10 protein-coding genes and 1 pseudogene are annotated in these 12,192 nt (G+C 60.7%); 7 read left to right on the top strand and 4 right to left on the bottom strand.

All coding sequences use genetic code 11. The annotated features are described in order from the left end of the window. Nucleotides 1-183 precede the first annotated feature (183 nt). Nucleotides 184-492, bottom strand: a complete 309-nt coding sequence (locus JO015_02190) for a hypothetical protein (protein MBV9997900.1) — start codon at nucleotides 490-492, stop codon at nucleotides 184-186. A gap of 203 nt (nucleotides 493-695) precedes the next feature. Here JO015_02190 and JO015_02195 point away from each other — a divergent pair, with 203 nt between their 5' ends. From JO015_02195 to JO015_02220, 6 genes are all read left to right on the top strand, one after another. Continuing rightward, a complete protein-coding gene (locus JO015_02195; GenBank protein MBV9997901.1) occupies nucleotides 696-2,702 on the top strand; it encodes a tetratricopeptide repeat protein in 2,007 nt (668 codons plus the stop codon). 260 nt (nucleotides 2,703-2,962) lie between these two features. Beyond that, complete coding sequence (locus JO015_02200) at nucleotides 2,963-4,132, top strand: sugar ABC transporter substrate-binding protein (GenBank protein MBV9997902.1); 1,170 nt, start codon at nucleotides 2,963-2,965, stop codon at nucleotides 4,130-4,132. 28 nt (nucleotides 4,133-4,160) lie between these two features. After that, nucleotides 4,161-5,093 carry a sugar ABC transporter permease gene (locus JO015_02205; GenBank protein ID MBV9997903.1) on the top strand — a complete coding sequence of 311 codons (933 nt, stop codon included), beginning with the start codon at nucleotides 4,161-4,163 and terminating at the stop codon, nucleotides 5,091-5,093. Beyond that, on the top strand, nucleotides 5,090-5,941 hold the full coding sequence (locus tag JO015_02210) for a carbohydrate ABC transporter permease (protein ID MBV9997904.1): 852 nt from the start codon (nucleotides 5,090-5,092) through the stop codon (nucleotides 5,939-5,941). The genes JO015_02205 and JO015_02210 overlap by 4 nt, the downstream gene beginning before the upstream one ends. 121 nt (nucleotides 5,942-6,062) lie before the next feature. After that, entirely contained in the window at nucleotides 6,063-8,708 is a 2,646-nt protein-coding gene (locus JO015_02215) for a beta-glucosidase (GenBank protein MBV9997905.1), read from the top strand. After that, nucleotides 8,695-9,813 carry an ABC transporter ATP-binding protein gene (locus JO015_02220; GenBank protein ID MBV9997906.1) on the top strand — a complete coding sequence of 373 codons (1,119 nt, stop codon included), beginning with the start codon at nucleotides 8,695-8,697 and terminating at the stop codon, nucleotides 9,811-9,813. Before JO015_02215 ends, JO015_02220 begins: the two co-directional genes overlap by 14 nt. Before the next feature lie 84 nt (nucleotides 9,814-9,897). Here the strand turns inward: JO015_02220 and JO015_02225 are convergent, their stop codons facing one another. The 3 genes from JO015_02225 to tnpA form a co-directional block, all read right to left on the bottom strand. After that, nucleotides 9,898-10,278 (bottom strand): PIN domain-containing protein, encoded by a 381-nt coding sequence (locus tag JO015_02225; GenBank protein MBV9997907.1) that lies wholly within the window; start codon nucleotides 10,276-10,278, stop codon nucleotides 9,898-9,900. Then, on the bottom strand, nucleotides 10,212-10,481 hold the full coding sequence (locus tag JO015_02230; protein ID MBV9997908.1) for a hypothetical protein: 270 nt from the start codon (nucleotides 10,479-10,481) through the stop codon (nucleotides 10,212-10,214). The genes JO015_02225 and JO015_02230 overlap by 67 nt, the downstream gene beginning before the upstream one ends. A gap of 63 nt (nucleotides 10,482-10,544) precedes the next feature. Next, complete coding sequence (tnpA, locus tag JO015_02235) at nucleotides 10,545-10,958, bottom strand: IS200/IS605 family transposase (GenBank protein MBV9997909.1); 414 nt, start codon at nucleotides 10,956-10,958, stop codon at nucleotides 10,545-10,547. A gap of 24 nt (nucleotides 10,959-10,982) precedes the next feature. Between tnpA and JO015_02240 the strand changes: the two are divergent. Then, nucleotides 10,983-12,192: pseudogene (locus JO015_02240) on the top strand (transposase).

Consider the following 12,192-nt stretch of genomic DNA (forward strand, 5'->3'; position numbering starts at 1 on the left):
GGGTGAGATGAACTGTCACCGAGCGAGGTCCTGAACCGAGCAGCATCAGGGACGCGTTTGCGGGAGGAGGACATCGGATGGCTGACGGTCGAGAAGCTACAAACTTGGATACAACGAATGCGGTCATCCGCGCAAGACTGACCGCAATTTTGGCAGCGCCTTACCAAGGAGCTCATCGGAAGTTCACGGACCGTGTCGCGGCCGTCCGATGAGAATGTGACCGGTTCGTCGCTTTGCAGGTCCTGGCGGTCGAGCCACACCGGGAAGCGCCGCCAGGTTCTGCTCCAGGCCGGCCAGAATTGATCGGGCTTCGGCCAGCGACAGCCCGAGCGTCCCTGGCTGCAAGGGTCCGCGTTCCAGGCACGCCACCTCCCGGACCGCTTCGGCGTGCCCCTGGTCTGACCGCACCGTGTCCACCTGCAGCGTAGCCTGGAGACGATCCGGCAACCCCGCGAACGCTTCGCCGCTAATGCGATCGGGGACAGCCCTCACCCAAAAACATTGGGGATTCTTCCCTGCACCATCCGGCCATGAGCAAAATCCCGCCGCGTCCTCAACCACGTGATCGAAATCGCCTCTCGCCACGTCATCCTGTTAATCCCGGACGCTCGCTGCTGCGAAACCGCCGATTCGCATCCGAACGATTATGATTTTGCAAACGCGTGGAATTGACCCAACTTTCACCGGAGAGGTAGATGGACGTACGGCTTGCTGCCAGTGTGGCGTTGATCGTCTTAGCGCTTTTTCCGGCGCATGCAGCCGTGCTGACCGGCGTGGTCATTGAAAACCACGCGGGCGGGCCAGGGATGGACAATGTCGCGATCAGCGTGGATGAAGCCGCGGCCGGCAACCCCACAACGTCGAAGGACGGCGGAAAGTTTACCCTGACCATCCCTGACAAACACCCCGGCGAGATCGTGCACGTGCGGGTAAGCAAGCAGGGTTACACAGTGGTCAACGGCGTCCAACTAGAGACGGTGCTGCCGGCCAACCCCGACGCAAATCCACTCACGATTATCCTTTGCCCCGAAGCCGAGCGAGAACAATGGGCCGGGCTTTTGTACCGCGTCACCAGCGATAAAGTCATTGAGAGCACGTATCAGGAAAAGCTGAGGATTCTGGAACACGAACATCACGCCGATGCTGCCCCCTTGGCCCAACTCCAGCAGGAACGCAGCCAGGCCAAAGCCGCGGCCGAAATGGCAGCTGAGGCATTCGCCAGGATTCCGCCGGGCCAGGGTTCAGACCGCTACCGGCAAGCCAAGCGACTTTTCCTGGATGCTGACCTGACCGGGGCGATTCAACTCCTGGACGACGCGAAATCGACCCCGCCGGACGTTGAGAATGGCGTGCAGGAGTGGCTGCTGAAAGCCCAACTGCTGATTCTGGGATTCCGCTTTGAGGAGGCCGGCGACGTTTACCGCCAGGCGCTGGCGGCCAAACCGGGCAGTTTTGAGGTCAATCTCGCTTACGGTGTTCTCAACCAGGCGTTGAACCGTGTTGATGACGCCAGGGCGGCGTACAGCCGGTGTTTGGAGTGGGCCAGGAAAACCGGGAACGCTGACGCGGTGGCGACGGCGCTTAACCATCTCGCCGTTCTGGATAACGATCAAAGCCGGTTCGACGATGGTCGTAACGAATACCGCGAAGCGCTGCGAATCCGCCGCAACCTGGTCGAAACCTACTCGTCGGCTATGGCCGCAACGCTTAACGATCTGGCCGTTCTGGACAGCAGCCAGGACCGGCCCGACGACGCCCGCGACGAGTATGAAGAGGCGTTACAGACCTACCGTCGTTTGGCCCGGCAAAATCCGGATACCTACCTGCCGGCCGTGGCCCTTACGCTCAATAACCTGGGCAACCTGGACAGTGACCAAAACCGGCCTGATGAGGCTCGCAGGGAGTACCAGGAAGCGCTCCAGATCCGCCGCAAACTGGCTGAGAACGATCCCCAAACCCACCTTTCGGCGGTCGCTGCAACGCTCAATAACCTGGGCAACCTGGACCGTGACCAGCACCGGCCTGACGACGCGCGCCGGGAGTATCAGGAGGCGTTGCAAATTCGCGGTAAACTGGCCCGGCAAAGCGCGGACAGTGATCTGGGGGACGTGGCTCAGACGCTTAACAATTTAGGCAACCTGGACAGCGGCGAGGACCGGCCCGACGACGCGCGCAAGGAATACCGGGAAGCTTTGCAAATCCGCCGCAAGCTGGCCGAAACCAACCCAAAGACGCACTTGCCGGCCGTGGCCGAGACGCTTAACAACCTGGCGGTGGTGGACCGCGGCCGAAGCGGGCCCGACGAGGCTCGCAAAGAGTACCAGGAAGCACTCCGGATCTACCGCCAACTGGCCCGGCAAAACCCGCAAGCGTATCTCCAGTACGCTGCCGCGACGCTCAATAACCTGGGTAACCTGGACGCTGATCAACACCGGCCCGACGAGGCACGCCAGGAGTACCAGGAAGCGCTCCAAATCCGTCGCAAACTGGCCGAAACCGATCCGGACGCGTACCTGCCGGCCGTGGCGCAGACGCTGAACAATCTGGGCAACCTGGACCATAACCGGAACCGGCCCGATCAGGCGCGCAAAGAATACCAGGAAGCCCTGCAGATCTACGAGGCCGCGGCCAAGCGGAATCCGGAACGATTTTTGCCTGTCGTTGCGCTGGTAAAGCGGCTCCTGGCGCAGCTGCCACGGTGATATTGCTATCCCCCCTGCACGGTGCACCGCGGCGGGAGCAACGCCAGTCCTTTGCCGTGGACCTTTCTCCCACCGTGGACGCGCCAAAGATTCGCCTGCTTGACGGTGAGAATGGGTATGTTAAAAGAGGACGCTCTCAATCCCCCCATCAGACAGGAGTCATAGTGAAATCACATTTTGCCACGTTCGTGCTGGCAGCCGGCCTCGTGCTCGCTTCCGGCAACGCCTTTGCGGCCGATGCTTCCGGAAATCTCCGGCTTATGGCCTTCGGTGGTGCCGCTCAACTTAAGGCGGTCACCAATGCCGTCGGGCGGTTTAATCAGAAGTATCCGAACGCGAAGGTCGAGATCGCCATCGACCCGATCTCAAACGGCTGGGGCGACTACGTCACCCGCGTCTTGTCGCAGTTTAACGCCAACAACGCGTATGACGTCTACGGTACGGCGATCGAAACATTCAGAACGTTCGAGACCCGTAACCTGTTCATTCCGCTCGACGACTACATCGCCGGCCACGCGAGCTTTTCCGATTTTGCTCCGGCCCTCTTCAAATACGCATCCTACAAGGACAAGACCTACTTTATCCCGATCGGGTGGAACAACATCATGATCAACTACAACCGGAAGCTGTTCAGGGATGCCGGTGTTGAACTCCCCAAGGCGGGCTGGACCTGGGATGACTTCCGTGCGGTCGCCAGGAAACTGACCGTTCGCGACGCGGCGGGCAACGTGACCCAGTTCGGGTATGAAGTCCCTAACCAGTTCTTTTTCGTGCAGCCATGGTTTTTTTCGAACGGAACCTCCGTCCTGAACGCAGACTGGACCGCATCCAACATGCTTGACCCGAAAGTGTCCGAGTCGCTTCAGTTCCTCTACGACCTGATCCACGTGGATAAAGTGTCGCCGATTCCCGGCAAGGACACGATGGACAACCAGTTCATGGCCGGACAGGTGGCAATGATCTCGCGCGGCCACTGGATCGTTGAGAACGCGAAAGCCGCCCACCTCGACCTGGACGTCGCCATTCCGCCGGCCAAGGTTAATGATGTCACGGTTATCGGGTTCGGCGGCTACGGAGTCGCGAGGACGTCCAAGAATCCGGAACTTGCCAAGGAACTCATCGGTGAACTCACCAGCTTTGAAACGCAGAAGGAAGAGGGCGAAGCCGGCGGGGGTGTACCCGGGCGGAAATCGGCTGCCGAGACCCCGGACTTCCTGGCTTACCCGCCGAGTGCTGCCCTGTACTATCAGACGCTGCCGCACACGCTGCCGGTACCGTCGCCGGCAAATTTCCAGGAGGTCGAAAAGATTTTTATCCGTAACTACGTCGCCATGATGTCAGGCGAAGTCTCGATCGCAGAGGGCGTCAAGCGGGCGGATCAGGAACTGAACGAATCGTTCAAGCGCCTCGCTGCCCGTCAGAGTCGATAAGGGGTGAGATTTCGACCGGGCAAAGAACGTGGCGCCTTTTTCGAGCGCAACTGCAACGCAGGCTCCGGCCGGGCGAGCCAAGTCGGACCTCGAGAAAGCACAAACGCGTGCCGGCTACCTTTTCATCCTGCCATCCGTCGCGCTCTACGCCACTTTCGTTCTGGCGCCGGTCATCCTGACCTTCGTGCTCAGCTTCACCTACTACGATCCAATGGCCGGGTCGCGCTGGGTGGGGCTCGAAAATTTCCAAAGGTTTTTCACCGGCGATCGCTCCCTTCAGATCTTTTGGAACACCCTCTGCTTTGCATTCTTCGCCGTGACGGGAAACGTCGTCGTCGGACTTCTCCTGGCGCTCGCCCTCAATCGGGCCATGCCCGCGTTTCTTCTCTACCTGTTCCGCCTCGCGTATTTCCTGCCTGTGATCATTGCCGCCGCGTTCGTCTCAATCGTCTGGGGCTATTTCTACGGCGACGATCTCGGCGTCATCAACTACTACCTGATCAGACTCGGCTTCCCTCCGGTCCATTGGCTGACGTCAAGCCGCACGGCGATGATGTCGATCGTCATCATGGATATCTGGAAAAACGCCGGCTTCTTCATGATCATCTTCATTGCCGCACTGCAGGGCGTGCCGAAGGCGATCATGGATGCTGCAACCATGGACAGCGGCTCCTATTGGCGCCGGTTCTTCCGCATCGTGTTGCCGTGGATTTCGCCGGTTGTCTTCTTCGGGATCGTCTACGCCTCGATCGGCGCACTGCAGGTCTATGAGTCAATCGTGATCCTGACCCGGGGTGGTCCCGGCGATGCAACCCGCTCGATGTCGATCCATATCGTTGAGGAAGCCTTCGGCAGCTTTGATATCGGTTACGGTGCAGCCGTGTCCGTCATTATGACGCTGGTTATTCTGATCATCACGTCAATTCAGCTTCTCGCCTCGCGGCGTTGGGTCCGGTATTGAGGTTGGGGATGCAGACCAAAACCGCCAGGCGCTGGGTTGACCGAGTCATTGTCGCCGTTATGGCCGTGCTGGGCGTGTTCATGCTCCTGCCGTTCGCCTGGCTTTTCAGCATGTCGTTCAGACCGCCAGCCGAGGCCTACAAAATGCCGCCGAGCTTCCTCCCACCTACCCTCGACTTCAAAAACTACCAAGCCGTTCTCAACTCCAGCGTTCCCTTCCTGCGTATCTATTGGAATAGCCTCGAAGTGGCCGTGCTCGTCACCCTCGGGCAGCTCATTACCTGTACTCTCGCCGCTTTCGCCTTCGCGCGTCTGAAGTTCCCCGGCCGCGACAGCATCTTCTTCGTGATGCTGGTGGGGTTGATGTTCCCCGCGCAGGTAACGATCATCCCCATTTACCTCGGGTTCGCTCAGGCCGGACTGCTGAATCGTCCGATCGGGCTCGTGCTCATGTATCTGACGTCGAGTTTCGGGGTTTTTCTTGTCCGCCAGTTCATGCGCTCGCAGCCGAAAGCGTTGGAAGAGGCGGCACTCATGGACGGCGCCGGCTACTTCAAAATATTCCTGCGAATTTCGCTGCCGCAGCTTCGACCCGCACTCTCCGCCTTGGGGATCATCACGTTTACCCAGACTTGGAATTACTACTTCCAGGCGCGCGTGCTGCTCGAACCCCAGCAGGCGATGACGCTGCCCGTCGCGATGGATCTGCTCCGCGGGTATATGGCGTCCGGCAATCTTTCCGTGGTGATGGCAGCCATGAGCATGGCCGTGCTGCCTGTCATCCTGATCTTTCTTCTTGCCCAGAAAATGGTGATTGAAGGCGTTACGATGAGCGGAATCAAGAGTTAAGGTGCTGGTCCCGCAACCGCACGCATCCCAGCCGGGCAGAGGTAGAGCGGGGCAGACGTGCGGCGTCGTCATGACCGAGACTTGCAAGGTAGCCCGCTAAACAAACAGAAAACCGATGATCATGTCGAACGACCCCAGGACTGTTAGCGACCGGTTTGTTTATACCGGCGAAAGGCGCAGATACGTCTCCTTTCCCCTCGGCGGCATCGGAACCGGCAGCGTGTCACTGACGGGCAGCGGCCGGCTGGTTGACTGGAGCATCCGTAACCGGCCCGCCATCCACCAGTTCAACGGTTACAGCCACTTCGCGGTCAAGGCAGAGCGGGACGGACATCTGCTGGGTGCTCGCGTACTGAACGGACCCTACGAGGGGACACCAGCCGGTTCGCCCAGCCCACGCAAGTTCGACGGATTTGGGTTTGGCGCGAATCGCGACTCGATGGCCGGAGTCCCCCACTTTGAGGATGTCACGTTCGTCGGGCGCTTTCCGGTTGTCGAGCTCGAGTTTCATCATGCAGGCTTTCCAGGCCGTGTGCGGTTAACCGCCTTCAGCCCGTTCATCCCGCACAATGACCGCGACTCTTCGATGCCGGTCGCGCTGTTCGCATTCTCAGTCGAGAACGACACCGGCGCACCGATTGACTACACGATCGCCGCGACGCTGGGTAATTACGGTTGCGACAGCGGCATCCACACCTTTTCGCGGCATGAGGGGCTCAACGTTCTCCATTTCACCGCGGCCGATCCGGTTGATCCGGAGCAACATGGCGACCTCGCAATCACGACGGATGGGGACGACGTCGAACACGTCGACTACCATTTTCGGGGACAGTGGTTCGACAGTCTGGGTCTCTACTGGCGAGAATTCGCGCGGGCAGGCCGCCTCCGTGAGCGGCGCTACGACAAGCCGCGTGCGACCAGGAACATGTTCCAGCAACCCGAGCACGGCACCGTGGCAGCGCGCGTCTGCGTCGCGCCTGGCGAAACCCGGCGGGTGCGCTTTGCGATCAGCTGGAATTATCCGTTCGGCAGCATCTACTGGTTCAACCGCGAGGGGCCCGGCAGCCCGCCATTCGCAGGCAGGGCGCCTACCTGGAAGAACTACTATGCTACCCAATGGGCGGACGCGACCGCGAGCGGGGCGGACGCTTTGAAACGGTGGGACGCGCTCGAGGCGCAGACCGTCTCTTTCCGCGATGCGCTTTTCGGCTCCTCGCTGCCGCCTGAAATCATCGACGCAGTGAACGGCACCCTTGGGATTCTCAGATCCGCTACCGTCATCCGGCTGGAGGGTGGCGAACTCTGGGGATGGGAGGGCCAGCACGTAAATGAAGGTTCCTGCGAAGGTAGTTGCACCCACGTCTGGAACTATCAGCAGGCGCTCCCCAACCTTTTCCCGGCGCTCGAACGGACGTTGCGCGAGACGGAGTTTACCTATAATCAGTTAGCAAACGGCGGACTGACGTTCCGACAAAGGCTCCCCCTTGGGTCCGGCTTCGACGTCATCGGACCGTGCGCCGACGGGCACTTCGGCGCGGTCGTCAAAGCCTACCGCGAGTGGAAAAACTTCGGCGACGACGCGTGGCTGAAGCGGTATTGGCCGAATATCAGGCGGGCGATGGAGTACGCCTGGTCGCCGGAGAACCCGGACAAATGGGATCCGGAAAAGACCGGCGTGCTCTGGGGCCGCCAGCACCACACCCTCGACATGGAGCTGTTTGGCCCAAACCCCTGGCTGACCACCATGTACCTCGCAGCGCTGAGGGCTGCGTCGATCATGGCAGGCGCTATGGGCGAACCGGTTTTCGCAAAGGAATGCCACGAGATGGCGGCGAGAGGAGGCGCCTACGTTGATCGCGAGCTCTTCAACGGCCGCTACTACATTCAGAAGGTCGATCTGTCCGATCGCTCGCTGCTTACTCCCTTCGACCAGGGGCGCAAGGCCGGTGTGCTCAGCGACTCGTTCATGGAGGCGTACTGGTCTGATGAGTACGGGCAAATCAAGTACCAGATCGGCGACGGCTGCCTCACGGATCAGGTCCTTGGTCAATGGCACGCCGATATCGCCGGGTTAGGTGATCTCCTGGCGCCGGAAAACGTCAGGACGGCATTGAAATCCGTGCTCAACGAAAATTACCGGCCGAGCCTCTGTGACCACTTCAATCCTTGCCGGGTTTACGCTTATGAGGGCGAAGCGGGGCTCCTCAACTGCACCTGGCCCGACGGGTCGAGCAAACCGGCATTACCGGTACCCTACGCAGAAGAGGTTTGGACCGGACTCGAATACATGATGGCGTCGTACCTGATCCAGCGCGGTCTGGTCGACGAAGGCCTCACCGTGGTTCGGGCGGCACGCGCGCGCCACGACGGGTCGCGGCGCAACCCCTGGAACGACATCGAGTGCGGCAGCTACTATGCCCGGGCGCTCTCGAGCTACGCGCTTGTTAATGCGTATTCAGGCCTGCGGTTCGACCGGCGGCACGGCGAGATCGGCTTCAAACCCGCGCGCACCGGTGACGGCGTCTATCTCTGGTCCGCCGGGTGCGGCTGGGGCGTAGTTGACTGGAACGGATCGGCCGTGACGCTGGTGGTGAAGGGCGGCGAACTAAAAGTGTCGAGACTTTGGCTGCCGGGCCTTCACGGGGCAGTCACGGTGCAGGGTCAGGCCGCCGAGCGGGACGGCGACGTAATCCTGCTCGGAAAAGATCACACCCTGCAAGCCGGCGATCGTTTGGTCGTAAGCGTGGAACCGTATGGCGAAGCTTGAGCTAAGAGGCGTCCGTAAAAGCTTTCTGTCAGTTGAAGTGATTCATGGCATCGACCTGACGGTCGAAGACGGATCGTTTACCGTATTCGTCGGCCCCTCGGGGTGCGGAAAATCGACTTTGTTGCGGCTGATTGCCGGGCTTGAAGACCTAACCTCGGGCGAAGTCCACATCGGCGGCATCCGCTGCGATCACTTGTTGCCGTCCGCGCGAGGCATGGCCATGGTATTTCAGTCATATGCGCTCTATCCGCACATGAGCGTGTACGAGAACCTCCGTTTTGGCTTGGCCAATCAGAAGATCCCAAAGGCGGAGACCGACGCCCGTATCCGGCGCGCCGCCGGGATCCTCCAGATTTCCGAACTTCTCACGCGGCGGCCTTCTCAGCTCTCAGGCGGCCAGAGCCAGCGCGTCGCCATCGGTCGCGCCATCGTGAAGGAGCCGAAAGCCTTCCTGTTTGACGAACCGCTCTCCAACCTGGACGCGGAACTCCGGGTGAAGATGCGGAGTGAAATCGTCGGTCTGCATCGCCGGCTGGGGTCAACCATGATCTATGTCACCCACGATCAGGTTGAGGCCATGACGATGGCTGACACGATCGTGGTCCTGCGTGAGGGGGCTGTCGAGCAGGTAGGAAGCCCGATCGAGCTCTACGCACGGCCCCGCAACCGGTTCGTCGCCGGCTTTCTCGGCACGCCGCAAATGAACATGCTCATGGCAACGGTGCACACGGCCACCGGAAACGGAATGACCCTGTCCGTCGACGGTGGGCGGAGCGCAATCGACGCCGCCGTGGACGGAAACAGGACGCCTGCCGGCGCGGCGTGTACCGCAGGAATTCGACCCGAACATCTCTCGCTGGCTGGTGACGGCGCGCCGCTGGCCGGGACCGTCATCGCGACTGAGATCCTCGGCTCCGAGACGATTGTGTTCGCCAATCTGCAATCGGGCGAAAACGTCATTGCCTCCGTCCGTGGAATTCGCAACCTCCCGCCGGGAGCGCCGGTTCGATTTTCCGTCGACCGCCGTTTCGTTCACGTATTCGACGATCAGGGGACGACGCTTACGCCGTTGCGGTCGTGGCGCGAGGACTATCTGGATGGATAACGCAGGGCGGTACGACGGCGCCCTCCCCGGGTACACGCCGACGCCGGACCCGTGACCGTTCGCTTCCGGCCTTCTCCCCCTCGCTCACGGAAGATCTCGCCGGGTCTGAAGCCCGGGGACCAGACTGAAATACCCATCCAGCGTCACCACCGGTGCGCCTACCTGCAAGGCACACGCGGCGATGATCAGATCGGTGAGCGGCAGGATCGTGCCACGCCGGTCCAGTTCCCATGCAAGATCGGCCGTGGCTCGCCATAACCCCGCATCCGTCGGCACCTCTGCCATAGCGTCAAACAGGTCATTCAGGTCGGATTTGATACGCGGCAAACGCACGCCGCGCAGCACTTCAGCCCGGATGACCCCACACGTCCACAGTTGACCCGCGATCAGCCAAGGCCTCAGCAAGAAACGAACGTCCTGCCGTCGACGCAATGCATCGACATAGAAAGTGGAATCAATCCGCATGGGCCGGCTTGTGGCTTGTCTCGCTCGCGCAGGGCTTCCAGGTCATAGCCGGGCTCCAGCGCCGCATCCAACTCTTGCTGGGTCCAGGGCCGGGCAAACAGCTGCGCGAGTTTGGCCGCACGCTCCGCTTGGGTCAATGCGTAGTCGATCGCCGCCTTTCGGGTGCTGAGTCCGGCCAGCGCCATGACCAGAACGCGCGGCAAGCCCCGCCATTGATGGCGGGGAAGGATAGCGCCGCTCCTGAAACGGCGTTTCCGGGTTCGTGCTTAATCGGGCGTCTGTTGCTGTTCGATGTATTGCCGAATGATGCTAATCGGCGCGCCGCCACACGAAGCGGCAAAATAGCTCGGCGACCAGAGAACGCCGTTCCAGTAGCCTTTCGCCAAGGCCGGGTGGCGGGTGCGAAGCAGGCGCGAGGAGACCCCTTTAAGGCTGTTCACGAGCTTTGCTACCGCTGTCTTCGGTTCGTAATGCACGAGCAAATGCACGTGATCGTCTTCGCCGTCGAACTCCGCGAGCTTCGCGCCAAAATCGTTGCAGACCTCGGCGAAAACGCCGCGCATATCGTCCAGTATGGCTTTGGTGAAGACGTTGCGGCGGTATTTGGCGACGAAGACCAAGTGAACGTGCAGGTTAAAGACGCAATGTCTTCCCCGGCGAAGTTCGCTTGAATCGGCCATAAGACCAAGTGTATAATGCGGGGCATGCAGCGGCTGCAAGCCTTCAGGTACGCGTTGAGGCCCGACGGCGAACAGGTGCGCCGGATGCGCCGCTTTGCGGGTTCATGCCGCTTCGTGTTTAACAAGGCGCTTGCCCTGCAAAAAGAACGCTACGAACGCGGCGAAAAGAACCTCGGCTATGCGGGCCTGTGCAAGCAACTGACGGCGTGGCGCGGCGAAGCAGAAACGGCATGGCTGGCCGATGCACCCACTCACCCGCTGCAACAGACCTTGAAAGACTTGGAACGGGCCTACGGCAAGTTTTTTGCCAAGCGCGCGGCGGTTCCCCGGTTCAAGAAAAAGGGCAAAAGCGCAGCCAGCTTCCGGTAGCCCGACCCGAAACAAATCCGGCTTGATCAAAGCAACAATCGCGTGTTCCTGCCCAAACTCGGCTGGCTGCGCTACCGCAATAGCCGCCAAGTGATTGGCGAGTTGAAAAACGCCACCGTCTCCGAACGCGGCGGCAAATGGTTCATCTCGGTGCAGACGGCGCGCGAAGTGGCTGAGCCGGTTCCTGCGTCGGCTTCCATCGTGGGCGTCGATGTCGGCGTTGCCCGCTTGGCCACCCTTTCGGACGGCACGATCTACGAACCGAAAAACAGCTACCGCCAAGGCCAGCGCCGCTTGCGCCATTTGCAGCGGGGCCTGTCGCGGAAAATCAAAGGCTCAAACAATTGGAGAAAGGCGAAAACCAAGGTCCAGAAACTGCACGGCAAGGTGAGGGATATCCGGCGCGACTACCTGCACAAGACTTCAACGGCGATCAGCAAAAACCACGCGGTCATTGTCCTTGAGGATTTGCAGGTCGGCAACATGAGCCAAAGCGCGGCGGGCAGTGCCGAGCAACCGGGCACGAACGTCAAAGCCAAGTCGGGCCTCAACAAAGCCATTCTTGATCAGGGCTGGCACGAGTTTCGGCGGCAGCTTGAATACAAACAGCAGTGGCGCGGCGGGCAGGTGATTGCGGTCGAAGCCAAGAACACGAGCCGCCCTTGTTCAAGCTGCGGACACGTTGCGGCGGAAAACCGCCAAAGCCAGAGCCGTTTTGCTTGCGTGGCGTGCGGCTACATTCAGAACGCCGACCTGAATGCAGCCCAAAACATTTTAGCGGCAGGGCATGCCGTTTTAGCGTGTGGAGAGGACGTAAGGCCACGGGCAACCGTGGCAGCCTCGGCGAAGCACGAACCCGCCGAAG

Source organism: Verrucomicrobiota bacterium (genome assembly GCA_019247695.1).
GTDB lineage: Bacteria > Verrucomicrobiota > Verrucomicrobiia > Chthoniobacterales > JAFAMB01 > JAFBAP01.